The organism is Salinibacterium sp. UTAS2018 (assembly GCF_004118935.1).
Classification (GTDB): Bacteria; Actinomycetota; Actinomycetes; order Actinomycetales; family Microbacteriaceae; genus Rhodoglobus.
This window is the reverse complement of the sequence record NZ_CP035375.1, coordinates 754,331-777,166: the sequence shown is the minus strand read 5'-3', so window position 1 is coordinate 777,166 and position 22,836 is coordinate 754,331. Positions and strand designations below refer to the sequence as shown.

21 protein-coding genes are annotated in these 22,836 nt (G+C 62.4%); 18 read left to right on the top strand and 3 right to left on the bottom strand.

The genetic code is table 11. The features are described 5' to 3' along the window. Nucleotides 1–118: 118 nt before the first annotated feature. Genes ESZ53_RS03675 through ESZ53_RS03655 form a run of 5 tightly spaced genes read left to right on the top strand, consistent with a single transcriptional unit; the run spans nucleotide 119 to nucleotide 5,789 of the window. On the top strand, nucleotides 119–835 hold the full coding sequence (locus ESZ53_RS03675; protein ID WP_129071592.1) for an NUDIX domain-containing protein: 717 nt from the start codon (nucleotides 119–121) through the stop codon (nucleotides 833–835). Beyond that, complete coding sequence (nadA, locus tag ESZ53_RS03670; protein ID WP_129071591.1) at nucleotides 822–2,111, top strand: quinolinate synthase NadA; 1,290 nt, start codon at nucleotides 822–824, stop codon at nucleotides 2,109–2,111. The genes ESZ53_RS03675 and nadA overlap by 14 nt, the downstream gene beginning before the upstream one ends. A 2-nt stretch (nucleotides 2,112–2,113) precedes the next feature. Further along, on the top strand, nucleotides 2,114–3,697 hold the full coding sequence (nadB, locus tag ESZ53_RS03665) for an L-aspartate oxidase (protein WP_129071590.1): 1,584 nt from the start codon (nucleotides 2,114–2,116) through the stop codon (nucleotides 3,695–3,697). Then, the gene (gene nadC / locus ESZ53_RS03660; RefSeq protein ID WP_129071589.1) at nucleotides 3,694–4,554 is read left to right on the top strand and encodes a carboxylating nicotinate-nucleotide diphosphorylase; all 861 of its coding nucleotides are present in this window, start codon (nucleotides 3,694–3,696) and stop codon (nucleotides 4,552–4,554) included. Before nadB ends, nadC begins: the two co-directional genes overlap by 4 nt. After that, nucleotides 4,551–5,789 carry a cysteine desulfurase family protein gene (locus ESZ53_RS03655; protein ID WP_129071588.1) on the top strand — a complete coding sequence of 413 codons (1,239 nt, stop codon included), beginning with the start codon at nucleotides 4,551–4,553 and terminating at the stop codon, nucleotides 5,787–5,789. Before nadC ends, ESZ53_RS03655 begins: the two co-directional genes overlap by 4 nt. Nucleotides 5,790–5,875: 86 nt before the next feature. On the opposite strand, the gene ESZ53_RS03650 is transcribed toward ESZ53_RS03655, so the two are convergent. Next, a complete protein-coding gene (locus ESZ53_RS03650) occupies nucleotides 5,876–6,826 on the bottom strand; it encodes a LysR family transcriptional regulator (RefSeq protein ID WP_129071587.1) in 951 nt (316 codons plus the stop codon). Between the two features lie 82 nt (nucleotides 6,827–6,908). On the opposite strand from ESZ53_RS03650, the gene ESZ53_RS03645 reads away from it, so the two are divergent. From ESZ53_RS03645 to ESZ53_RS14285, 6 genes are all read left to right on the top strand, one after another. After that, on the top strand, nucleotides 6,909–7,955 hold the full coding sequence (locus ESZ53_RS03645; RefSeq protein ID WP_129071586.1) for an aminotransferase class V-fold PLP-dependent enzyme: 1,047 nt from the start codon (nucleotides 6,909–6,911) through the stop codon (nucleotides 7,953–7,955). Between the two features lie 56 nt (nucleotides 7,956–8,011). After that, nucleotides 8,012–9,397 (top strand): glycine--tRNA ligase, encoded by a 1,386-nt coding sequence (locus ESZ53_RS03640; protein WP_129071585.1) that lies wholly within the window; start codon nucleotides 8,012–8,014, stop codon nucleotides 9,395–9,397. Nucleotides 9,398–9,490: 93 nt separating this feature from the next. Continuing rightward, nucleotides 9,491–9,793 (top strand): hypothetical protein, encoded by a 303-nt coding sequence (locus ESZ53_RS14290; protein ID WP_168187179.1) that lies wholly within the window; start codon nucleotides 9,491–9,493, stop codon nucleotides 9,791–9,793. 165 nt (nucleotides 9,794–9,958) lie between these two features. Next, the gene (locus tag ESZ53_RS03630; protein WP_210403830.1) at nucleotides 9,959–10,888 is read left to right on the top strand and encodes a hypothetical protein; all 930 of its coding nucleotides are present in this window, start codon (nucleotides 9,959–9,961) and stop codon (nucleotides 10,886–10,888) included. A 119-nt stretch (nucleotides 10,889–11,007) separates the two neighbouring features. Further along, complete coding sequence (locus tag ESZ53_RS03625; RefSeq protein WP_129071583.1) at nucleotides 11,008–11,673, top strand: DsbA family protein; 666 nt, start codon at nucleotides 11,008–11,010, stop codon at nucleotides 11,671–11,673. Further along, nucleotides 11,666–11,833, top strand: a complete 168-nt coding sequence (locus tag ESZ53_RS14285; RefSeq protein ID WP_168187178.1) for a hypothetical protein — start codon at nucleotides 11,666–11,668, stop codon at nucleotides 11,831–11,833. Before ESZ53_RS03625 ends, ESZ53_RS14285 begins: the two co-directional genes overlap by 8 nt. Here the strand turns inward: ESZ53_RS14285 and ESZ53_RS03620 are convergent. Together ESZ53_RS03620 and ESZ53_RS03615 are read right to left on the bottom strand one after the other, a co-directional pair. Continuing rightward, on the bottom strand, nucleotides 11,830–12,270 hold the full coding sequence (locus ESZ53_RS03620; protein WP_129071582.1) for a hypothetical protein: 441 nt from the start codon (nucleotides 12,268–12,270) through the stop codon (nucleotides 11,830–11,832). The two genes, ESZ53_RS14285 and ESZ53_RS03620, sit on opposite strands and share 4 nt — an antisense overlap. Then, complete coding sequence (locus ESZ53_RS03615) at nucleotides 12,270–12,749, bottom strand: aminoacyl-tRNA deacylase (protein ID WP_129071581.1); 480 nt, start codon at nucleotides 12,747–12,749, stop codon at nucleotides 12,270–12,272. The genes ESZ53_RS03620 and ESZ53_RS03615 overlap by 1 nt, the downstream gene beginning before the upstream one ends. 17 nt (nucleotides 12,750–12,766) lie before the next feature. Here ESZ53_RS03615 and dusB point away from each other — a divergent pair, with 17 nt between their 5' ends. The 7 genes from dusB to ESZ53_RS03580 all read left to right on the top strand — a co-directional run bounded on the left by dusB (nucleotide 12,767) and on the right by ESZ53_RS03580 (nucleotide 22,835). Continuing rightward, a complete protein-coding gene (gene dusB / locus ESZ53_RS03610) occupies nucleotides 12,767–13,972 on the top strand; it encodes a tRNA dihydrouridine synthase DusB (RefSeq protein ID WP_371683546.1) in 1,206 nt (401 codons plus the stop codon). After that, complete coding sequence (locus ESZ53_RS03605) at nucleotides 13,962–15,206, top strand: deoxyguanosinetriphosphate triphosphohydrolase (RefSeq protein ID WP_129071579.1); 1,245 nt, start codon at nucleotides 13,962–13,964, stop codon at nucleotides 15,204–15,206. The genes dusB and ESZ53_RS03605 overlap by 11 nt, the downstream gene beginning before the upstream one ends. 32 nt (nucleotides 15,207–15,238) lie before the next feature. Then, nucleotides 15,239–17,146: a DNA primase gene (gene dnaG / locus ESZ53_RS03600; RefSeq protein ID WP_129071578.1), complete on the top strand. Its 1,908-nt coding sequence runs from the start codon at nucleotides 15,239–15,241 to the stop codon at nucleotides 17,144–17,146. Nucleotides 17,147–17,306: 160 nt separating this feature from the next. Continuing rightward, a complete protein-coding gene (locus ESZ53_RS03595; protein WP_129071577.1) occupies nucleotides 17,307–18,929 on the top strand; it encodes an ABC transporter substrate-binding protein in 1,623 nt (540 codons plus the stop codon). 107 nt (nucleotides 18,930–19,036) lie between these two features. Further along, the gene (locus tag ESZ53_RS03590; protein ID WP_129071576.1) at nucleotides 19,037–20,131 is read left to right on the top strand and encodes an ABC transporter permease; all 1,095 of its coding nucleotides are present in this window, start codon (nucleotides 19,037–19,039) and stop codon (nucleotides 20,129–20,131) included. Between the two features lie 2 nt (nucleotides 20,132–20,133). Beyond that, nucleotides 20,134–21,162 (top strand): ABC transporter permease, encoded by a 1,029-nt coding sequence (locus ESZ53_RS03585; RefSeq protein WP_129071575.1) that lies wholly within the window; start codon nucleotides 20,134–20,136, stop codon nucleotides 21,160–21,162. Then, nucleotides 21,159–22,835, top strand: coding sequence for an ABC transporter ATP-binding protein (locus ESZ53_RS03580; RefSeq protein WP_129071574.1), 1,677 nt, complete (start codon nucleotides 21,159–21,161; stop codon nucleotides 22,833–22,835). Before ESZ53_RS03585 ends, ESZ53_RS03580 begins: the two co-directional genes overlap by 4 nt. Nucleotide 22,836: the final 1 nt, after the last annotated feature.

Here is a 22,836-nt window from a genome sequence, read left to right as displayed (position 1 = left end):
CTTGCGGGTTTGCCCCGCCCGCATCATGTCGTCGGCGTCCTTTTGGTCAGCCTGACTTTAAGGTGTATTCTGTGTTCAGGTCAGCATGACTCTTACTGAATAGTTGAAGGGAGTGGCGATGGAGCAGAGCGAACAAACAATCTCGCTCGCGGTATCAACCGTGATTTTCGCGCTGCGTCCCATTCCCGAATCGGGTGAGAGTGCCCTGTGGATCCCGCTCGTGCGCCGCACCCGCGAGCCGTATGCCAGCCAGTGGGCGTTGCCCGGAGGCTGGGTCGGCAACGACGAAAGTCTCGCGGATGCCGCGGCCCGCAATCTGCTGGAGACCACGGCGCTTGAGCCCGCGTACCTCGAACAGCTCTACGCGTTCGGCGATGTGGAGCGTTCCATCGGTGGCCGCGCAGTATCGGTCGTCTATTGGGCACTCGTGCGTCAAGAAGAGGCTGATCGTGCCACTGAGGGAGAGAACGTGCGCTGGTTCCCCGCGGATAACCTTCCTGAACTGGCCTTCGACCACAACGTGATTGTCGACTATGCGCTCTGGCGTCTGCGCACCAAGATGGAGTACTCGCGCATCGCTCGGGCATTCCTGGGCGAGACTTTTACCCTCAGTGAACTGCGCATCGTGCACGAGGCTGTGTTGCAGAAGCAACTCGACCCCGCCAACTTCCGTCGTCAGATCGAGAATTCAGGTTCACTGGTTCCCACTGACCACGTTGTCTCGGGAGGGCGCCACCGGCCTCCGAGGCTGTACCGCTATGACGAGGGCGTAGAGCTCGTCGACAACGGCCCTCTCGGCCACCTCAAGACAGGGAGCACTCGTGTCATCCATTGATTCGACCATTCAGCGCATCACTGCGACGGGCGACGGGGAAACCTGTGCGCCTGAGCTGGCCGACGGGCCCTGGACGTTCGACCTGGGGGTTCCGAGCTACGGCCCCGGAGCATCCATGGGCGATGTGATTCCCACGGGCGCACCCCGCCAGGGACAGTTGCCACTGGAATACCAGAAGGCCTCGAACGAAGATCTGCACGCTCGTATCGTCGCGGCCAAGGCCACGTTAGGTGACCGCGCGGTTGTGCTTGGGCACTTCTACCAGCGGGATGAGGTTGTGCAGCACGCTGATTTCCTCGGCGATTCCTTCCAGCTCGCCAACGCGGCGCAGACCGTGCCGAACGCCGAAGCGATCGTGTTCTGTGGCGTTCACTTTATGGCTGAGACGGCTGACATCCTGGCTCGCGAGGACCAAGCTGTGATCCTGCCGAACCTCGCCGCCGGTTGTTCGATGGCCGACATGGCCGACATCGACTCGGTAGAAGAGTGCTGGGAACAGCTCACCGAGATCTACGGAACCGAACCGGATGCTGATGGCCGCGTGCCGATCATCCCCGTGACCTACATGAACTCTTCGGCAGCGCTCAAGGGCTTCTGCGGTCGTAACGGCGGCATCGTCTGCACGAGCTCGAACGCAACGACTGTTCTCGAGTGGGCGTACGAGCGCGGTCAGCGCGTGCTGTTCTTCCCCGACCAGCACCTCGGGCGCAACACAGCAAAGAAGATGGGGATCTCCACCGATCTCATGCCGATGTGGAATCCCAACAAGCCTCTCGGCGGCAATGACGCCGAGACGCTCAACGAGGCAAAGGTTGTGCTCTGGCACGGCTTCTGCAGCGTTCACAAGCGCTTCAATGTTGGCCAGATCGAGCAGGCCCGCGCCGAGCACCCCGGTGTTCGCGTAATCGTGCACCCCGAGTGCCCGATGCCCGTCGTGGATGCCGCTGACGAGGCAGGGTCGACCGACTACATCCAGAAGGCTGTAGCGGCGGCAACCGAACCGACAACGTTCGCGATCGGCACCGAGATCAACATGGTCAACCGTCTCGCGGCCGAGTATCCGCAGCACACCATCTTCTGCCTCGACCCTGTGGTGTGCCCCTGCTCGACGATGTACCGCATTCACCCTGGCTATCTCGCGTGGGTTCTTGAGGGCCTTGTGCGCGGCGAAGTTCTCAACCAAATCACTGTCGCCGATGATGTGGCAGCACCGGCACGCGTGGCCTTGGAGCGGATGCTCGCCGCGAAGCCACCGGTAACGACGAAAGAGGCGTAAGTATGGCACGGGTCATTGTTGTTGGTACCGGTATCGCTGGGCTCATTACCGCCTACCGCGCCAGTGCTCACCACGAAGTGGTTCTCGTGACCAAGTCGGAGCTTGCTGAGAGCAACACCAAGTACGCCCAGGGCGGCATCGCCGCGGTGCTCTTCCCTGATGACACCGTCGCCAGTCACGTCTCCGACACGATGATCGCGGGCGCGGGACTGTGCGAGCGGGATGCCGTTGAAGTGTTGTGCAGCGAAGGCCCGCTGCGTGTGCAAGAACTCATCTCACTCGGGGTGGAATTCGACCGCATCGCCAACGGTGAGCTTGCTCGGGGACACGAAGCGGCGCACTCGTCGCGGCGCGTCATCCACGCCGGCGGAGATGCCACGGGGCTTGCGATCGAGGTTGCACTCTTGCGCGCGGTCAAGGCTCTAGCGGTAGAGACCTACGCCTACACCTTCATGCGCGATCTGGTGACCGAGACGGATGCCGACGGCACGCCGCGCGTCACCGGCATCGACGTCATTGCTCCTGACGGCAACTCGCGCGTGATCGACGGCGACATCGTCGTTCTAGCCAGTGGCGGAGCCGGCCAGCTCTACAAGCACACGACGAACCCGTTTGTCACGACGGGCGACGGGGTGGCCGCTGCCTACCGCGCCGGTGCCGCTCTGGCCGATGTCGAATTCTTCCAGTTTCACCCGACGTCGCTTGCGGTGCCCGGCAACCCTCTCGTCTCGGAAGCGGTTCGCGGCGAGGGCGCAACACTGCTCGATGAGCACGGTAAGCGCTTCATGTTCGACGTGCACCCCGATGGCGAACTCGCCCCGCGCGATGTCGTCGCCCGCGGTATTGCTCGCGCCATGGAAAAGCAGGGTGGCCGGCCCATCATGCTCGATGCCACGGGCCTCGGTGCCGAGTTTCTCGCGAAGCGTTTCCCCGGCATCACCGAGGTCTGCGAAGAGCACGGCTTCGACTGGGGCACTGAACCTATTCCGGTGACGCCGGCAGCGCACTATTGGATGGGCGGCATCCGCACCGACATTGATGGCCGCACAAGCGTGCGTGGTCTCTATGCCGTTGGGGAAGCATCCTGCACCGGTGTGCATGGCGCTAACCGCTTGGCCTCCAACTCATTGCTCGAATCGCTCGTCTTCGCCTGGCGTGCTGCGGATGCTCTCAACGAACCCCAGCGAGCCATCGAGGTTGACGCGCTCGAGCCGCAGTTCGAGATCACCGGCAAAGAAGCATTCACTCGCGATCAGCTGCGCGAACTCATGTGGAGCCACGTCGGACTTGAGCGTGATGCGACGCGTCTGGAAGAAGCATCTGCGATCCTCGCCAGTTGGCACTCTGAGTCGAACACCGTCGAGGGCGCGGAAAACGCGAACCTGCTCGACCTTGCTCGCCTCGTGGTTGTCGCAGCGCTCCGCCGTCAGGAATCTCGCGGAGCCCACGAGCGCACTGACTACCCGGAGACCCGCGAAGAGCTCGCGTTTTCCACGCGCTGGGCGGCAGTCAACGTTGCGGGCGACTTCATCCCCGCAGAAGATGGTATGACCTCACACGATCGAGCAGAAACGGCAACCCGATGAATCAGCAGCTCGTCGACAATGTCATCCTGATGGCCCTCGCCGAAGATGCGCCCTGGGGTGACGTAACGAGCGATGCCTTTGTGCCGGAAGACGCCACCGCCACCGCTGTGCTCAATGCCCGTGAAGCCGGGGTCGCTAGTGGCCTCGACGTCTTCGCTCGCACCTTCCAGCTGGTGGATGCCCAGGCCGAGGTCACGCTGCAGGCCAGTGATGGTGACTCGTTCGCCGCCGGCCAGCAACTCGCTTCGGTCTCCGGTAACGCGCGTGCCGTTCTGCGGGCGGAGCGCATCGCACTCAACCTCAGCCAGCGGATGTCGGGCATCGCCACGCAGACTGCGGCCTACGTCGCGCAAGTGGCCGGCACGCACGCGCGGGTAGTCGATACCCGTAAGACAACGCCCGGGCTCCGGGCTCTCGAACGTCACGCTGTGCGCTCGGGCGGGGGCCACAACCACCGCTTCAGTCTCTCGGATGCCGTAATGGCTAAAGACAATCACCTCGCGGTGCTCGCAGCCGCCGGTATCGATCTGGGAGAAGCCATTCGTCTCGCTCGTGCCCGTATCGGTCACACCACGCACCTCGAGGTCGAAGTCGACCGTCTCGACCAGGTTGAGACTGTTGTCGCGGCGGGGGTCGACACGATCATGCTCGACAACTTCTCGCTCGATGATCTGCGGGCCGGCGTCGAGCTCGTGGCCGGCCGCGCGATCGTCGAGGCCAGCGGAGGCGTGAACCTCGACACCATTGCGGCGATTGCTGCCACCGGTGTCGATGTCATCTCGGTAGGTGCCCTCACGCACAGTGTCCGCTCGCTCGACCTCGGTCTCGACATTGCGGTGAGTGCCGTCAGCTCATGATCTTTCTCGACTCCGCCGCCACGACACCCGTGCGCCGTGAGGTGCTCGAAGCGATGTGGCCGCTGCTCACGGGAGACTTCGGTAACCCGTCCAGCCACCATGAGTTGGGGGAGTCCGCGAAGCGTGCCCTGGATGCCGCCCGCAAGAGTGTCGCCGCGTCGCTGGGGTGCCGGGCATCCGATGTCGTATTCACGTCGGGTGGCACGGAGTCAGACAACCTCGCCATCAAGGGCCTCGCGCTCGCCGAACCGCGAGGGCGCCACATCGTCACGAGTGCGATCGAGCACGAGGCGGTGCTGGAATCCGTTGACTATCTCGCGCGTATTCATGGTTTCGAAATCACCGTGTTGCCGGTGAACGCCGAGGGACTGATCTCGCTCGATGACGCGCGGGAGGCCCTGCGCCCCGACACCACGCTCTGCACCGTCATGTACGCCAATAACGAGATCGGTGCGGTGCAGCCGATCGCGGCGCTCGCCGAACTGTGCCGCGCCGTGGGGGTGCCGCTGCACACGGATGCCGTTCAAGCTGCCGGCTGGCTGGCTCTCGACGTTGCCGGGCTGGGCGTCGATGCCCTGAGCCTGTCGGGACACAAGCTCGGCGCGCCCAAAGGTATTGGCGTGCTGATGGTCAAGGGGCGACGCAGCCTCGAGCCCGTGTTGCACGGCGGAGGCCAAGAGCGCGGAAAACGCTCCGGTACGGAGAACGTTGCCGGCGCTGTCGGATTCGCCCATGCTCTCGCGCTCGCCGAGACCGATCGGGCCGCACGGGCGCTCGCGGTTGCCGAGTTACGCGACGACTTCGTTGCCGACGTGCTCGCGCGTGTTCCCGCCGCGATCTTTACGGGGCCTGCCGTGGCTGGCGCTCACGATCACGATCACGCGGGCGCCCAGACTGATGCGCAGGCTGCCACCGACGGCGATGCTGCAACCCCCACGCTGATCCCCGCACCCACCCGCCTCCCCAACAACGCCTCGTTCTGCTTCCCCGGCACGAGTGGAGAATCGCTCCTGCTCGAACTCGGCCGCGCCGGCATCATCTGCTCAGCAGGGTCTGCCTGTGCCGTGGGCAGCGACGACGTATCCCATGTGCTCACAGCGCTCGGGATCGACGAAGCGATCGCTCAAACCGCCGTGCGCTTCAGCCTCAGCGGTGACACGACTGCCGAACAGCTCGCCACTGTGGCTGCCGAGATCGAGACCGCCTACCGCGCGGTGCGCTCACTCTCGCAGTAACGCGGCCTCGCGCCGCAGTCCGCCGCGGGCAGCCCGGCCGGGCACCCGCTGCCCGCTCCCGCCGCGCATCCGTGGTCCAGCCGCTGCTAGCTCCGAGCGGGGTAGTCCTTCAGACCCCAGGCGGCCCCACCCAGCGCCGTCAGCGTCGCAATGGTCGTCGCCACGCTAGGAATGCGCGTCGCCCCCGGTTGAATCACATACTGAATCGTGCGCTCACTCGACGGCTGCGGGGCATGGATGCTCACACCCTCCGGCAGCGTCAGCGAGGTCAACGCCAACTGGGGGAGGAGCGCAACGCCCAGTCCGCGGGAGACAAAGCTCAGTACGGCGAGAGCATTATCCGTCTCCAACCCGATCTCGGGCGCAAAACCCTCGATATTGCACAGGGCGAGTAAGTGCCCGCGACAGAGGGCGCAGCCCGCAATCCACGCGTCGTTGGCAAGGTCGGCCAGGCTCACGCTGTCCGCCTTGGCTAGGGGGTGAGCGTCGGGCAGCACCAGCACCACAGGCTCGGTAAACAGGGGAACGGTGGTGTGGCCGCCATCGCGCGACAAATGCGGGTCGGCGCGGTCCTCCGGGTACGAAAACGTAATTGCCAGATCCGCTGCGCCATCTCTCAGCAGCTGCAGCGCCTGAGGCGGCTCAGCCTCCACATAGTTCACCGTCAAATTCGGATGCTGCTGCCGCAACTGACGAATCAACCGCGGTACGAGCGTCGACGACGCCGTCGGGAAAGCCGCGATGCGCACCGTGCCGCTCGAGAGGCCGGCTAGCTCTGCGAGTTCGGCGCTCGCCGCATCCACCGCATTGAGCACCGTGACGGCATGACTGGCAAGGGCACGACCCGCTTCGGTCAGGCGCACTCCGCGGCCCGAGCGCACGACGAGCGCGAGCCCCAGCCGTGACTGAGCGCGAGTGAGGTGTTGGCTGAGGGCGGGTTGGCTGTAGCCGAGCACGCGGGCGGCTTCGCTGATGGTGCCGTGCTCGGATATCGCGCGGACGATGCGCAGCGAGAGAAGGTCTGGAGTGGTGTCCATCGTGCGAGTATAACTAAACGTGATTGTTTATATCTCAATCATGCCCTTGTCGCATATATCGAGCGCGCGGGAGTATGAAGACATGACCTCCCCGGCGCTGGCACACGCAATCGACAGTTTTGCGAACACTCACGGCTACCTCTCTGCCGCCACCATGGGGCTCCCGACCTGCGCCGCAGTCGCTGAGATGACGACGAAGCTCCAGCTGTGGGCTACTGCCACGTGCAACCCCATGAACTACGGCGACATCGTCGAGCGCACGCGCGGCCACTACGCCCGTCTCGTCGGTGTTGATGCCAGCCGCGTCGCCATCGGATCGCAAACCTCGGTCATGGCCTCGCTCATCGCCTGCTCGCTGCCGGCCGGCTCCGAAGTGCTCGTCGTCGAATCCGACTTCACCTCGATCGTGTTCCCGTTCTTGCAACACCGCGACCTCATCGTTCGCGCCGTGCCCTTGGCCGAACTCGCTGATGCCATTACCGACAGCACTGCGCTCGTCGCGTTCTCGCTCATCCAATCCTGCAACGGCAAGGTCGCCGATGTCCCGGCTGTTCTCGCGGCAGCCGCGACTCATGGCACTCGCACGCTGTGCGACGTGACCCAAGCTGCGGGCGTACACCCCGTGGATGCCAGCCAATTCGACGCGACCGTATGCCACGCCTACAAGTGGCTGTGCTCGCCGCGCGGCGTCGCGTTCCTCACGATCTCCGAAGATTTCGCCGAGCACATCACGCCCGTCCAAGCTGGCTGGTATGCGGGAGAGGATGTCTGGGGCAGCGTCTACGGCACCGAGATGAACCTCGCGAAAGACGCTCGCCAGTTCGACGTGTCACCCGCCTGGCAGGCCTGGGTGGGAGCCGAGCATCCGATCGCCATGTTCGCCGACCTCGACATTTCCGAAGTCTGGGCGCACTGCACCGGGCTTGCCAACCAGCTTTGCGATGAACTCGGAATCGAGCGCCAGAATCAAGCCATCGTCACGTGGCCGGATGAATCGGGTGCCGACCTTGCCAAGCTCGCGGCCGCAGGAATCACGGCCTCCGGTCGCGCCGGTCGCCTTCGCGCCGCATTCCACCTCTGGAATACCGAAGAAGACGTCGCGGCGGTTATCGCCGCGCTGCGCGGCTAGCTAAACTGGTCGTCCGCCGACCGTGCATCCAGCTCGGCTGACTATTGGAGTTTTAAGTGGCTACGCCTAACCCCCTCGACGCCGTAATCAATCTCGCCAAGCGCCGAGGTTTCGTCTTCCAATCGGGAGAGATCTACGGCGGTTCACGCTCAGCTTGGGACTATGGCCCGCTGGGAACCGCCCTCAAAGAGAACATCAAAAAGCAGTGGTGGCAGACCTTCGTTCAAGGTCGCGAAGACGTCGTCGGGCTCGACTCGGCCGTCATCCTGCCTCGCAAGGTGTGGGAAGCATCTGGCCACGTCGAGGTCTTCTCCGACCCGCTCGTGGAATCGCTGCACACCCACAAGCGCTACCGCGCCGACCACCTTCTCGAAGCCTACGAAGAGAAGCACGGTCACCCTCCCGTGAACGGGCTTGCCGACATCCGCGACCCTGACACCGGTCAGCCCGGATCGTGGACCGAACCGCAGAACTTCTCCGGCTTGCTCAAGACTTACCTTGGCCCCGTCGACAACGAAGAGGGCATGCACTACCTGCGCCCCGAAACCGCTCAGGGTATCTTCACGAACTTCGCCAACGTCATGGGTGCGGCGCGCATGAAGCCGCCCTTCGGAATCGGTCAGGTCGGAAAGTCGTTCCGTAACGAGATCACGCCCGGAAACTTCATTTTCCGTACTCGTGAATTCGAGCAGATGGAGATGGAATTCTTCGTCGAGCCCGGCACCGACGAAGAGTGGCACCAGACCTGGATCGACGAATCCATGAAGTGGTACACCGACCTCGGCATCAACCCAGAGAACCTGCGCTTCTACGAGCACGCTCAAGAAAAGCTGTCTCACTACTCCAAGCGCACTGTGGATGTTGAGTACCGTTTCCGCTTCGCCGGCAGCGAGTGGGGCGAACTCATGGGTATCGCCAACCGCACCGACTTCGACCTACGAACGCACTCCGAGGCATCCGGATCTGACCTGTCGTACTTCGATCAGGCCAAGGACGAGCGTTGGACTCCGTTCGTCATCGAACCCGCGTTCGGACTCACCCGTGCGCTCATGGCGTTCCTCATCGACGCCTACGCCGAAGACGAAGCGCCCAACGCGAAGGGTGGCGTCGACAAGCGCACCGTTCTGCGCCTCGACCGTCGTCTCTCGCCGGTGAAGGTTGCCGTCTTGCCGCTGTCGCGCAACGAGCGTCTCTCGCCGATGGCGCGGGGCGTTGCGGCTGATCTTCGCAAGTACTGGAACGTCGACTTCGACGACGCCGGAGCTATCGGTCGTCGCTACCGTCGTCAAGACGAAATCGGCACGCCGTTCTGCGTCACGATCGACTTCGACTCGCTCGACGACAACGCGGTCACGATCCGTGAGCGCGACACGATGGAACAGAAGCGCATGCCAATCGAAGAGCTGCGTGGCTACCTCGCGCAGGAGCTCATCGGCTGCTAGCGAGCTGTAATTTCAGCAGGGCCGACAACGTCGCTTGCTGAAAGTGGGTACTGCGTAGAGCGGACCCGGAACACGTTCCGGGTCCGCTCTTTCGTGCCCGTGCCCGTGCCCGTGCCCGTGCCCGTGCCCGTGCCCCTGCCCGTGCCCGTGCCCGTGCTCGTGCCTGCTGCCTGCTGCCCGCTGCCCGCTGCCCGCTGCCCGCTGCCCGCGGGCAGCTGCCAGCTGCCACGTGCCTGCCTCCCTGTCGCGGCGCTCGCCACGATCACGGTCTCTCTCCCGCTGCAACTCAGCGCTCTTCCGCTGCAACTCAGCTCTCTTCCGCCAAGGCTCTTTCTCGGCTGCCGCCAACTGCGCCAACCGTCGGAAACTCAGGAGATCCGCGCTCGAGAGTTGTAACCCTCGCAGTCTCTCCACGAGATTCCGGACCTTCCACGAACTCGCCGGAACGCATCTCCTGAATTTCCGAGGTTTACAACTCGTCAACAGCGTCCGTCCGGCCGACTCGTCAACAGATGTGGGGCAGCAGCGGGCTCAGCTCCCGCACTCGAAGATGCTGTTCTGATGGTAGATGTCAGCGAATTGGTAGATGAGCTTGGTGGGCTTGCCCAGAAACGCGAGCTGGTTGCGCGAGGAGTCCGAGATATCGATCTCACTCGCGCAGTCAGGCAGGGCACGATTCTTCGGGCTCGTCAGGGGTGGTACACCACCTTGGACGAGTCGGAACCGCGAGTGAGAGCGGTGCGAGTCGGCGGTCGCCTTACCGGCATTTCGGCGATTGCCGACTGGGGTGGCTGGGTTCTTGATGAGCATCCACTCCAAGTATCGGTACCCGGCAACGCGTCTCGATTGCGCAGCCCATGGAACCGACGGCGCCGGTTGGGCGGAGCGCGCGGGGTGAAGCTGCACTGGGATTCACCGGCAGTCAGTGATCGGGGAACTCGGTGGCATGTGAGCGTCGCTGAGGCACTCAGACGAGTCATCGTCGATGAGAGTCTTGAGACGGCCGTTGCAGCTGTTGACTGGGCGTTGCACTCCGGGCGCATCGACGAGTTCGATTTTGAACAGGTAATTCTCACGTTGCCTCGGCATAAACGTTCGATTCGCGCTTGGGTGGATTCCCGAAGCGAGAGTTTGCCCGAGAGTCTTGCGCGCACTCGGCTCACCATGCGGGGGCATCGAGTCGAGCTGCAGGTTCCGGTCGGTGCCAAGAGGATCGACTTGGTGGTGGATGGGGTGATTGGAGTCGAAGTCGACGGCCGACGTTTCCATGCCCACACGTTCGAGCAGGACCGGCTGAAGGCGATCGAAATGACGATCGCTGGCTTTCACGCACTGAGTGTGAGCGCCTCAATGGTTTTCGGGCAATGGGAGCTTTTTCTGCGCGCTCTGGAGGGTGCACTCGGCCGCTCCAGGTCTGCCAGCCTTGAATACTCAGGAGATACCGTGCATCCGCGAAAATCGGGCCCGCGAATGCTGGTGCCTTCGGGCTGAGTATCGGAGATCTCCTGAGTTTGCGAAGCTCAGCGTCGCTCAGCGACGCTCAGGGACGGTCAGCGCCGTTCACGAACGCGACCAGGGAATACTTCACGCTCCCCGGCGTTAAAGCTGAGGTGAATGATTCAGCAAACCCGATTGCCCCTGTCAAAATCGATATCTGGTCTGATGTTCAGTGCCCGTGGTGCTACATCGGAAAGCGCAGGCTCGAAGCGGCTGTGGAGAGCTCTGGCATCGCCGTCGACATCGAGTACCACTCGTTCGAACTCGCGCCAGATACCCCGGTGGAGTACGAAGGCACGCCCACTCAGTTTTTGAGTGAGAGCAAGGGCTTGGCGCTGCCTCAGGTCGAGGAGATGCTGACGCGCGTCACTGACATCGCCACGAGCCTCGGTCTCGACTACGACTACGACCACATTCACCAGACGAACACGATCAAGGCGCACGAGCTTCTGCACTTTGCGAAGGCTCAGGGCCGTCAGCTTGAGATGAAGGAACGCCTACTTGAGGCGTACTTCGTCAAGACAGAGCACGTCGGTCGTGTCGACGACCTAGCCGATATCGCGGCCTCCATCGGCTTCGATCGCGACGAAGTTGTGCGCGTTCTCGAGTCGAACGAGTATCTTCCTGCGGTGAAGGCCGACATGGAAACCGCGATGCAGTATGGCATCCAAGGCGTGCCTTTCTTCGTTATCGAGGGCAAGTACGGGGTTTCAGGTGCGCAGGAAAGTGAAACCTTCGCTAACGTACTCTCACAAGTACTTACCGAAAGAGATGCGTAACGCAATGGATGCCGCAACGAAGCCACTTCCGACCTTCGCCCTTCAACAGCTCGGCGACCCTAACGCGATCGCGTGCGAAGGCGACGCCTGTGGCATCGTCGCGGATGATCACCGTTCGCAAGCTCTCGTGAACCGTCAGATCGACGAAGGTCTCGTCTAGCCCACAAATCCGCGGTTCGACCATTCGATGAGTTCAGCAGCGCTCGCATGTTCGGGCGCTGCTTTGGCGACTCGCGAAGGTATGAGCGTGAGCGGCGCAGTGGTTGGGCGCGCGGGCAAGGACGCATGCTGGGCATCCGGTGCGTTGAAGCGTTTATTGATCAGCGCGCCGATGATGGCTCCGCCGCCGAAACCGACGGGCAATAGCAGCAGGTAGAGCGTGGGGTCGAGGTTCGCACTCGAACCGACGGCGAGCACTCCGGCAGTGCCGACCGCCGCTCCGATCGCGAGCGATACCCACCACCGTTGCAACCGGGCATTCTCTTTGTCCCACGCCCGTTGGGCTCGCAGTTGCTCGAGCGCTTCTTCGCGTGGTGCGGGGCTGACCCACAAGCGTGCTTCGAACCGGAAGACATTCGGATGCTCGTCAAGGGCCATTAGTTGCTTCCTGCGTCGGTCGTGATGTCGGCAACGATCGCGTCGAGGCCGCTGATCAGCTTGTCTGCCTGCACCCACGCGGTGTGCCCGTGATCGCCGGCACCCATGGACACGCGCTTTCCGACCATACGTTCGTCAGCGTAGACGGGCCAGACGGTGGTGCTGCCGAGCGGAGTGATGGTGCCGCGGGCGTACCCAGTGGCGTCGAGGGCTACCTCGGCGTCGGGCATCCGGAGTTTGTTGACGCCCACGAGCGCTCGAAGTTTCGGCCACGATATCTGGCGATCGCCGGGCACGAGTGCGAAGAGAAAGCTGCCGTCACTGCGCTTGACGACGAGCGACTTCACGATCTCGGCGGGGGTGATTCCCAACAGCTCAGCGGCGTGTTCGAGCGACGTCGCTGGCGCGCGTTCGACGATCTCGATGGGGATGCCGCGGCGTTCGGCATCGTCGCGAACGCGGTCAGTTCCTGCCGTCATTCGGGGCCTCCCGGTAGATGCGGCAAGGTTCAGGCTTGCCGTGGGACAATTGGTACGTGACTATTCTTGCCCCTGCCGACCCGCGTGTCGCGCCACAGCTCTCTATTGGGAACCTCGACCTCGATGTTCCCGTCGTTTTGGCGCCCATGGCTGGCATCACCAACACCGCTTTCCGCCGCCTGTGCCGCGAGTATGGTGCTGGCCTGTACGTCAGCGAAATGATCACCAGCCGCGCGCTGGTCGAGCGCACGCCCGAGAGCATGCGGCTCATTACGCACCACGAGTCGGAGACGACTCGCAGCATCCAGCTCTATGGCGTTGACCCGAAGACGGTTCGCGAAGCAGTCACGATGTTGGTCGCTGAAGATCGTGCCGACCACATTGACTTGAATTTCGGATGCCCGGTTCCCAAGGTCACTCGCAAGGGTGGGGGAGCGGCGCTGCCGTGGAAGATCGATTTGTTCCGCGACATTGTCGAGGGCGCTGTGAAGGCTGCCGGCGATATTCCGTTGACGATCAAGATGCGCAAGGGCATCGACGCTGATCACCTGACGTATCTCGAAGCTGCCCGCGTGGGCGCCGGCGCCGGGGTGGCGAGCATCGCACTGCATGCTCGCACGGCCGCCGACTTCTACTCGGGGCACGCTGACTGGTCGGCGATCGAGAAGCTTAAGAACACGATCACCGATACGCCCATTCTCGGCAACGGCGACATCTGGAGCGCAGCCGATGCTCTCCGCATGGTCGATGAGACTGGATGCGACGGGGTCGTTGTCGGTCGCGGTTGCCTCGGCCGTCCGTGGTTGTTCGGCGATCTCGCTGCTGCCTTCCGCGGAGAGACACTCAAGGCGGAGCCCACCCTCGGCCAAGTAGCCGCTGCATTCAAGCGTCATGCCGAACTTTTGGTCGAATTCTTTGGCGAGGAAGATCGTGCCTGCCGCGACATCCGCAAGCATGTTGCCTGGTACTTCAAGGGGTATTCGGTCGGTGGCGAGCTGCGGGCCGGCATGGCAGCAGTTCAATCGCTCGATCACATGGACGAACTGCTCGGTAACCTCGACTGGTCGCAGGAGTACCCCGGCATCGATGCTGAGGGCCAGCGCGGTCGTGCGGGTCGCCCGAAGAAGCCGACGCTTCCGCAGGGGTGGCTCGACAGCCGCGAACTGCAGGAGTCGCACCGTTCCGAGCTGAACCAAGCAGAATTGAGTACCAGTGGCGGTTAAGGGCTATACGGAAGCAGACGCCGAGCGTTGGTTTCCTGAGCAGCATTCGAGTCGCCGCAGTGATTTTGCGCGCGACCGGGCACGGGTGTTGCACTCGAGCGCGCTGCGTCGCCTTGCGGCCAAAACTCAAGTTCTCAGCCCCACGATGGGCACCGACTTTGCCCGCAACCGTCTCACTCATTCGCTCGAGGTCGCTCAAGTTGGCCGCGAGCTTGCCGACAGTCTGGGGCTCGACCCGGATGTCGTCGACACCGCTTGCCTTTCTCACGATCTCGGGCATCCGCCCTTCGGCCACAACGGTGAGCGCGCACTCAACGAGTGGGCGGCCGACATCGGTGGTTTCGAGGGCAACGCTCAGACCCTGCGGCTCTTGACACGCATCGAGCCCAAGGTGTTCGGGCCCGACGGCAAGAGTTACGGTCTCAACCTCACGCGGGCCAGCTTGGACGCGAGCACGAAGTACCCCTGGCCTAGCGCTCAGGGTATCCCCGACCCGAGCGGTCGTAGCAAGTACGGTTTCTTCGACGACGACACGGCGGCCTTCGAGTGGCTGCGGGCCGGCGCGCCCGATCGGCAGCGCTGCATCGAAGCGCAAGTAATGGACCTCTCCGACGACATCGCCTACTCCGTGCATGACTTCGAAGACGCCATCGTCGGCGACTTCATCGATGTCACAGCGCTCGGCGCCCGCGTCAATCACGATGACCTCGTGAAGTCGATGTTCGAGTGGATCGGCGGCGAGTTCACGCACGACGAACTTATCGCGGCCTTCGACCGTCTCGATCTCCTCGACCCGTGGCTTGATCAGTGGGACGGCAGTCGTGCCGCTCACGGTCGCCTCAAGAACCTCACGAGCCAGCTGATCGGCCGCTTTGCCGGCGCCGCAGTGCAGGCCACGCGCGAAGCGCATCCCACGGACGCGCTTGCTCGCTTCGGCGGCAGTCTCGTGATCCCGAAAGAGATTCAGGCGGAGATTGCGGTGCTCAAGGGCATCGTCGCGGCCTTCGTCATGTCGACGAACGCGCGTCGCCCGATCTATCAGCAGCAGCGCGACGTGCTCACCGAGCTCGCCGATGTCTTGCTCTGGACGGCTCCCGTGAACCTCGATTCTGGTTTCACGGCGGATTGGAATTCCGCTGAGAACGATCACCAGCGCAAGCGGGCAGTAGTAGATCAGGTGGCTAGCCTCACGGATCAGTCCGCGATTGCCTGGCACACACGACTGGTTGGCTAGAGTCGTCGGCCGGTCGGCCTAGAATTGCGATTGTGGCTGGCCTGATCAAACGAAGCGATATCGACGAGGTGCGTTCGCGCACCAACCTCGCCGATATTGTTGGCGACTACGTCACCCTCAAGAGCGCCGGTTCCGGCTCCATGAAGGGCCTCTGTCCCTTTCATGAGGAGCGTAGCCCCAGCTTCCACGTTCGGCCTCAAGTCGGCTTCTATCACTGCTTCGGATGCGGTGAAGGCGGCGACGTCTACACATTCCTGCAGCGTATGGACCACGTCTCGTTCTCCGAGGCCGTCGAGCGCCTTGCCGGCCGTATTAGCTACGAACTTCACTATGAGGATGGCGGCGCGGCGACCGATCACGGCAATCGCGCGCGTATCTTGGCTGCCAATCAGGCGGCATCCGAATTTTTCGTCGCCCAGCTAGCGAGCCCCGAGGCAGCCCCCGGGCGCAGCTTTTTGGGCGAGCGTGGTTTTGACCAGTCCGCTGCCGAGCGTTTCGGCATTGGCTTCGCGCCTCGCGGTGGCGTGCTCATGAAGCACCTCAACAAGCTCGGCTATTCCTCGGAAGAACTCGTTGTTGCCGGCCTCATCGGCAAGGGGGAGCGGGGCGACTATTACGACCGTTTCCGCGGCCGCCTGGTGTGGCCGATCCGCGATGTCACGGGCCAGACTCTTGGCTTTGGCGCTCGGCGTCTGCTCGACGATGACAAGGGCCCTAAATACCTCAACACTCCCGAGACGCCGGTTTATCACAAGAGCCAAGTGCTCTACGGGCTCGATCTTGCCAAGAAAGACATTTCGCGCGGCAAGCAGATTGTCGTGGTCGAGGGCTACACGGATGTCATGGCCTGCCATCTTGCTGGCGTCACGACCGCGGTCGCCACGTGTGGCACGGCGTTCGGCGTGGACCACATCAAGATCGTGCGCCGCATGATTGGCGATTACGACAACGCAGACACGACGGCCACGGGCGAGGTCATCTTTACTTTCGACCCGGATGAAGCGGGCCAGAAGGCCGCGAACCGCGCCTTTGCCGAGGAGCACCGCTTCGCCGCGCAAACCTTCGTTGCTGTGGCGCCCGATGGCCTCGACCCATGTGACCTGCGGCTGAAGAAGGGCGACGGTGCGGTTCGTCGCCTCGTCACCACGCGCAAGCCCATGTTCGAGTTCAAGATTCGCCGCGAACTGGCCGTGCACGACCTCGAAACGGTAGAAGGCCGTGTAGCGGCGTTGCGTGCTGCGGCCCCCGTGGTCGCGGGCATCCGCGATTCGGCACTGGGTATTGGCTATGTCCGCAGCGTTGCGGGATGGCTCGGTATGGAGCCGACCGAGGTGCAGAACGCCGTGACCGCAGCGAAGCGCACCGCAGCCCCGTCGGGGCCGCCTAAGGCGCAGCAGCAGTCGCAGTCCGAGTCATCCTCCCAGCGCCCGCCAGAGGGCTTCGGGGAGGCGCCAGCGCAGCCTGGCCCGTCGATCATGAGCTTGAAAGTCGATGCGATTACGCGCCTTGAGCGAGACACCCTCATGGCGGTGTTGCAGCATCCGGATGTCGTGGGTGCCGAGCTCATGGGCAAGCTCACTCAGATTTCGATCGCTGAGCCTTCGCTCGCGGTCGTGCGCGATGCCATCGCCTCTCTCGTGGATCGCGCGCTCGAACCCGGCTGGGCCTCCGCCGTCGCTGACGAAGTGCCGTCATCGTTCTCCACCTTCGTGAAGCAACTGAGCGTTGCGCCGATTCCGGAGCGTGAAGAACGCATCCCGGTGTACTGCGTGCAAGTGACAACCGATCTCATCGAGCGCGACTTGCTGCGCCAAAAGCGCGAACTTCTCGGAGTTTTGCAGCGTATGGATCGCGAGAGTGATCCGGAGCGCTATGTGCAGACCCAACGAGACCTCATGAGGATCGAAGCGGAGCGTCGAGCGCTCCGCGAAGAAGGCTAGTCTCCGCTCTTTGGTTGCGTTCGTGTAAATATCCCCCATTCGCGGGTAAACGATCTAGTCTCGAAGGTTCCTCGTGTGTTACTATTGAGGAACTACGATGCGCGGCGCCTACAAACGCGCCGTCGCATTTTCTGCACGCAACAGGAAGAGGTAGACGGATATGACATCCGCATCCAAGAGCAGCAAGCGAGTCCTTGCTGTAGTTGCCGGCTCAGCAGCGTTCGCGCTCGCTTTGACTGGTTGCCAAGCTGGGGGAGACTCCGACGCTGGCAGTTCCGAGTCGCTTATCGTGGGCACGACTGACAAAGTCACGTTCCTCGACCCGGCCGGTTCGTACGACAACGGTTCGTTTGCACTGATGAACCAGGTGTACCCGTTCTTGCTCAACTCGCCGCTCGGCACCTCCGATGTTGAACCTGACATCGCCGAGTCCGCCGAGTACACGAGTGAAGACGAATACACGGTCGTACTCAAGGCGGGCCTTAAGTTCGCCAACGGCAACGACCTCACCTCGTCTGACGTGAAGTTCAGCTTCGACCGTCAGGTCACGATCAACGACGAGAACGGCCCTTCGGTTCTTCTCGGCAACATTGAGAGCGTCGACGCTGTCGATGACACCACGATCGTCTTCAACTTGAAGAACGGTAACGACCAGACGTTCGCGCAGATTCTGTCGAGCCCGGCCGCACCGATCGTCGACGAAGAAGTCTTCTCGGCTGATGCGGTCACCCCCGACGACGAGATCGTTGACGGCATGGCATTTGCTGGCCAGTACGTCATCGACAGCTACGACTTCAACAACATTGTGTCGTTCAAGGCCAACCCTGACTACCAGGGCGTTCTCGGCGCTGCGGCGACGGACAGCATCACGCTGAAGTACTACACCGATGCGTCGAACCTGAAGCTCGATGTTCAAGAGGGCAACATTGACGTCGCGCACCGCAGCTTGTCTGCCACCGACGTTGCTGACCTTGAGGGCAACGACAACGTCAACGTGATCGTGGGACCCGGTGGAGAGATCCGCTACATTGTCTTCAACTTCGACACTCAGCCGTTCGGTGCGAAGACTCCTGAGGCGGATGACGCCAAGTCGCTCGCTGTTCGTGGCGCTGTTGCTGACTTGATCGATCGCCAGGAAATCTCTGACCAGGTCTACAAGGGCACCTACTTGCCGCTGTATTCCTTCGTGCCCGATGGATTGACCGGTGCTACTGAGGTTCTCAAGGACCTCTACGGCGACGGCGAAGGCGGGCCGAGCGTTGAAGCAGCGCAGAAGCGTCTGGCGGATGCGGGAGTCGAGACTCCGGTGAAGCTCAACCTTCAGTACAACCCTGATCACTACGGTGAGTCATCGGGCGACGAGTACGCGCTGGTCAAGAGCCAGCTCGAGGCTGACGGAGTGTTTGAAGTCAACCTGCAGTCGACCGAGTGGGTTACCTACGCGAGCGAGCGCACGGCTGACGCCTACCCGGCCTACCAGCTCGGCTGGTTCCCGGACTATTCCGATGCCGATAACTACCTGACCCCGTTCTTCGGTGACGGTAACTTCCTTGCCAACCACTACGCGGATGCTGAAGTCAACGATCTGATCGTCGCTCAGGCAACTGAACTCGACCCCGCCACGCGTGAGGGAATGATCGAGGACATTCAGGCAAAGGTCGCAGCGCAGCTGTCGACCGTTCCGTTCCTTCAGGGAGCGCAAATTGCTATCACGGGCAAGGACGTCACCGGAGCTACGCTCGACGGTTCGTTCAAGTTCCGCTACGGCAGCTTGGTCAAATAAGAGCAATTCGCTCGAGTTAGGCCTCGGCCTAGCGTTCTGACGCAGGGGGTGGCCCACACACAATGTGGGTCACCTCCTCGTCTTCGTTCTCTGCACGATAGGTAGGTATGTCGCAGTCCGCTTCCGCCGTGATCAATCCGGCACCGTCAGAACCGCCCATCCGGCGTTTTCGGGGGATCACAAATCCCCTTGCTCGTTTTCTTATCATTCGCTTCCTCCTGATCTTCCCGACCGTGTTCATCCTCGTAACGATGGTGTTCCTCTTGATGCGCTCGATCGGCGATCCCATTACAGCGGCACTGGGGGACCGTCTCACGGCGGCTCAGCTCGCTGAGCGTATTAGTGCCGCCGGTTACGATCGTCCGATTCTGGTGCAGTATTTCGAGTACCTCGGGCAGATTTTCACCGGCAACTTCGGCACAGCGATAACTGACGGCCGCCCGGTTTCGGAGTTGCTCGTCACCTACGGCAGCGCCACTCTTGAGCTTGCGTTCTACGCAGTTCTCGTCGCGCTAGTGGTCGGTATCCCTCTCGGCATGGTCGCGGCCTACTTCCGTGACAAATGGCCGGATGCGGTGCTCCGCGTCGCGGCGATTCTTGCGTACGCGACCCCGGTGTTCTTTGCGGGGCTGTTGCTCAAGCTCGTGTTCGCTGTGTGGCTGAAGGTACTTCCTGTCGCCGGCCGTGCCTCCACTCGCACGGAATTGCAGTTGAGCACTCTCGACGACAAGTCGGGCATTTATCTCATCGACGCCTTCCGCTTGGGTAGTCCTGCAGCGATCGGCGACGTGCTTTCGCACGCCGTGCTTCCCGGCCTGGCGTTGGGATTGCTGACGGCGGGTATCTTCCTGCGCCTCGTGCGCACGAACGTCATCGGCAGCCTCTCCATGGACTATGTGGATGCTGCTCGCTCACGTGGCGTGAGCGAATACCGCCTTGTGCGCAAGCACGCCTACAAGCCCGCGTTGATTCCGATCATCACGGTCATTGGTCTTCAGATCGCGCTCTTGCTCGGCGGCGCAGTGCTGACAGAAACCACCTTCGAATGGAAGGGCCTGGGCTTCAAGCTCGTTGAGTACCTGGGTGCTCGTGACTTTGTGGCGGTGCAAGGCATCGTGGTCCTGCTCGCCGTGATCGTGGCGCTCACCAACTTCATCGTCGACATCATTGCGGCGATCATCGACCCGAGGGTGAGGTACTAATCATGACTACGACACCCTCACGTTTTGTGGCTGTGTGGCGCAAGTTGCCGATTGTTCGGCAGGTTCGTCAGTCGGTAGGGCTCCAGCGCGGCATGCTCGTTGCTGGTTTGATTCTGACGGGCATTTTCCTTCTTACGGCGCTCTTCGCTCCGTTGTTGGCGCCTTATGGGTTCTCGCAATTGCGCGATGACGATGGTGCTTTCGGTGCGCAGGTTCCCCCGGGAGGCGCTCACATTCTAGGCACCACGGTCGGTGGTTACGACGTGCTCTCCCGAGTGATCTGGGGATCGCGCACAGCGGTTCTTGTGATCGTCGTTGCGGTGGCACTGTCGATCTTTGCCGGCGTGCTTCTTGGCCTCGTCTCTGGCTACCTCGGCAGCTGGATCGACCGCGTTCTCGTGGTCATCTCTGACGCCGTGTACGCGTTTCCGACGCTCTTGCTGGCTATCGTGGCCGCCATCGCGATTAGCGGCGGTCAGTCGAGTTTCTGGGGCGGCGTCTTCGCAGCGGCAGTGTCGATTACGGTCGTGTACATCCCGCAGTATTTCCGTGTCATCCGGGCCGAAACAGTGCGCATCAAGTCGGAGGCGTACGTCGAATCGGCGAAGGTCATCGGCTCGAGCACTCCGCGCATCATGTTCCGTCACGTGTTCCGCAATGCGACGCGTACCCTGCCGTTGATCTTCACGCTCAACAGTTCCGAGGCGATTCTGACGCTCGCGGGCTTGGGCTTCCTCGGGTTCGGTATCGAGCCATCCGCTGCGGCCGAATGGGGCTACGACCTCAACAAGTCGATTTCGGATGTTACGAGCGGCATCTGGTGGACGTCGCTGTTCCCGGGGCTTGCGATCGTTCTGGTCGTGCTCGGAATCACGCTGGTGGGGGAGTCGCTCAATGACCTCGCTGATCCACGACTGCGCACCCGTCGTAGAGCCGACCAGTCGGCGCCGGTTCTTGAAACCGCCGCTCTCTCAACGGTTGACCTTGACGATGATGCGAATCCGATCGACCCGCTGGAGGCTCGCTCATGAGCAATATTGTTGAGATCAAAAATCTTGAGGTCACGTTCGCGACTGATGGCGGCGACGTCAAGGCCGTCGACGATGTGTCGCTGAGCCTGGCGCCGGGGGAGGTCCTCGCGATTGTTGGCGAGAGCGGCAGCGGCAAGAGCGTTACGGCCAAGTCCGTCCTTGGGCTTCTGCCCGAGACGGCAGTGTCACGGGGCGCAATCGTGCTCAATGGCAAAGAGGTTATTGGGATGTCGGGCAAGCGACTGCGCGAGCTCCGCGGCGTTGACGTCGCGATGGTGTTCCAAGAGCCGTCGACCGCGCTCAACCCGGTTTTCACCGTGGGCTGGCAAATCGCCGAGGGTCTTCGCGCTCACGGCAATGTGAGCAAGCGCGAAGCGCGCAAGAAAGCGATCGAGATTCTGCGCAAGGTCGGTATTCCCGAGCCTGAGTCGCGCGTGGATTATTATCCGCATCAGTTCTCGGGCGGGCAGAAGCAGCGGGTCGTGATCGCCATGGCTCTGGTGCTTGAACCCGAGCTGATTGTGGCCGATGAGCCCACGACCGCGCTCGACGTGACGGTGCAGGCTGAAATTCTTGATCTTCTGCGCAGGTGCCGTGATGAGTTCGGCGCGGCCATCATCCTGATCACCCACAACATGGGCATCGTGGCCGATCTCTCCGACCGTGTTGCTGTCATGTATCAGGGCAAATTGGTCGAAGAAGCGCCAGCGCAGCAATTGTTCGACGCGGCCCAGCATCCGTACACGCAGAAGCTTTTGGCCGCGGTACCGCGGATTGGTTCGGGAGCTTCTCGGGCTGCTGCCCGGGTTGCTGACCGCGCGGCTTCGGGCGGAGAGAAAGATGCCGAGCCTGTCGTGATTGCTGACAATCTCGAAATCGAGTTCCCCGGGCGTTTCGGGCGCGCTCCGTTCCGCGCTGTCGACCGCGTGAGCTTTAGTATTTCGCCCGGCGAAGTGCTCGGGCTGGTGGGGGAGAGCGGATCGGGCAAGACGACGATCGGTCGCGCCATCGGAGGCCTCAACAAGATCACCGGCGGTTCGCTGTCGGTTCTTGGTCACGAAATGTTGGGCTTCAAGGAGCGCAAGTTCCGGCCGGTGCGCAGCGACATCGGTTTTGTTTTTCAAGACCCAGCATCGAGCTTCAATCCGCTGCTCACGATCGCACAGTGTGTGGCTGAGCCGCTGATTGTGCACGGTAAGGCCGAGGACGCGAACGACGCTCGTGCGCGAGTCAACGAGCTTCTCGAGGCAGTGCAATTGCCGCGCGCGTTCGGGGATCGTTACCCGCACGAACTCAGCGGAGGGCAGCGTCAACGCGCCAGTCTCGCTCGCTCCCTCGCGTTGCGGCCACGACTGTTGATTGCGGATGAGCCGACCAGCGCGCTCGACGTGTCGGTGCAGGCGAAGGTTCTTGAGCTGTTCGCAGAACTGCAGCGAGATTTGGGCTTTGCCGCTCTCTTCATCAGCCACGATCTCGCCGTCGTCGACATGCTCTCCGATCGCATCGCGGTGCTCTACAAAGGGCAGTTGGTCGAAGAGGGTCTGGGTTCTGAGGTGCTGGGTAACCCCCAGCATCCGTACACCCAACGTTTGTTGGCGTCGCTGCCCGTGCCCGACCCGCGAGAGCAGACGGAGCGTAGGGAAGCGCTGCGGGCGCTGACTGACGTAGATTGAT

Coding starts and splice junctions, on each gene's coding strand:
- ESZ53_RS14285 (WP_168187178.1), top strand. CDS start 11,666: ATGCGTAACGCAATGGATGCCGCAACGAAGCCACTTCCGACCTTCGCC.
- ESZ53_RS03585 (WP_129071575.1), top strand. CDS start 20,134: ATGACTACGACACCCTCACGTTTTGTGGCTGTGTGGCGCAAGTTGCCG.
- ESZ53_RS03595 (WP_129071577.1), top strand. CDS start 17,307: ATGACATCCGCATCCAAGAGCAGCAAGCGAGTCCTTGCTGTAGTTGCC.
- dusB (WP_371683546.1), top strand. CDS start 12,767: ATGCGGCAAGGTTCAGGCTTGCCGTGGGACAATTGGTACGTGACTATT.
- ESZ53_RS03590 (WP_129071576.1), top strand. CDS start 19,037: ATGTCGCAGTCCGCTTCCGCCGTGATCAATCCGGCACCGTCAGAACCG.
- ESZ53_RS03675 (WP_129071592.1), top strand. CDS start 119: ATGGAGCAGAGCGAACAAACAATCTCGCTCGCGGTATCAACCGTGATT.
- ESZ53_RS03580 (WP_129071574.1), top strand. CDS start 21,159: ATGAGCAATATTGTTGAGATCAAAAATCTTGAGGTCACGTTCGCGACT.
- ESZ53_RS03655 (WP_129071588.1), top strand. CDS start 4,551: ATGATCTTTCTCGACTCCGCCGCCACGACACCCGTGCGCCGTGAGGTG.
- ESZ53_RS03650 (WP_129071587.1), bottom strand. CDS start 6,826: ATGGACACCACTCCAGACCTTCTCTCGCTGCGCATCGTCCGCGCGATA.
- ESZ53_RS03620 (WP_129071582.1), bottom strand. CDS start 12,270: ATGGCCCTTGACGAGCATCCGAATGTCTTCCGGTTCGAAGCACGCTTG.
- nadB (WP_129071590.1), top strand. CDS start 2,114: ATGGCACGGGTCATTGTTGTTGGTACCGGTATCGCTGGGCTCATTACC.
- ESZ53_RS03630 (WP_210403830.1), top strand. CDS start 9,959: ATGGTAGATGTCAGCGAATTGGTAGATGAGCTTGGTGGGCTTGCCCAG.
- ESZ53_RS03615 (WP_129071581.1), bottom strand. CDS start 12,749: ATGACGGCAGGAACTGACCGCGTTCGCGACGATGCCGAACGCCGCGGC.
- ESZ53_RS03645 (WP_129071586.1), top strand. CDS start 6,909: ATGACCTCCCCGGCGCTGGCACACGCAATCGACAGTTTTGCGAACACT.
- nadC (WP_129071589.1), top strand. CDS start 3,694: ATGAATCAGCAGCTCGTCGACAATGTCATCCTGATGGCCCTCGCCGAA.